Raw genomic sequence first — 569 nt, 5'->3', positions numbered from 1 at the left:
ATCGAGCGCCATCGCGTGAGCGTGGTGTTCACCGCCCCCACGGCCTACCGCGCGATGGCCGCCGAGGCGGGACGCTTCGATCTCGCGAGCTGGCACAAGGGAGTGTCCGCCGGCGAGCACCTGCCCGCCGCGACCTGGCACGACGTCCACGAAAAGCTCGGGCTGCGGCTGATCGACGGCATCGGCGCCACCGAGATGCTGCACATCTTCATCTCCGCCCGCGAGGAGGACATCCGCCCCGGCAGCACCGGCCGGCCGGTGCCCGGCTACGAGGTCCGTATCCTCGACGACGACGGCAACGAGGCACCGGAGAACACCCCCGGACGCCTCGCCGTGCGCGGCCCCACGGGCTGCCGCTATCTCGACGACGAACGCCAGGCCCGCTACGTGCAGGACGGCTGGAACATCACCGGCGACACCTTCCGCCGCGACGCGGACGGCTACCTCTGGTACGTCGCCCGCTCCGATGACATGATCGTCTCCGCGGGCTACAACATCTCCGGGCCCGAGGTCGAGAACGCCCTGCTCTCCCACGAGGCCGTCGCCGAGTGCGCGGTGATCGGCGTGCC

Annotated in this window: 1 protein-coding gene; it reads left to right on the top strand. The window is 71.0% G+C overall.

The window, feature by feature from the left end; genetic code table 11:
* Nucleotides 1–15: 15 nt before the first annotated feature.
* A partial coding sequence (locus tag G7A99_RS24095) for an AMP-binding protein (protein ID WP_305792372.1) occupies nt 16–569 on the top strand: 554 nt, incomplete at its 3' end.

Source organism: Arhodomonas sp. KWT, from assembly GCF_010993615.1.
This window is presented reverse-complemented; position numbering and strand designations above follow the sequence as displayed.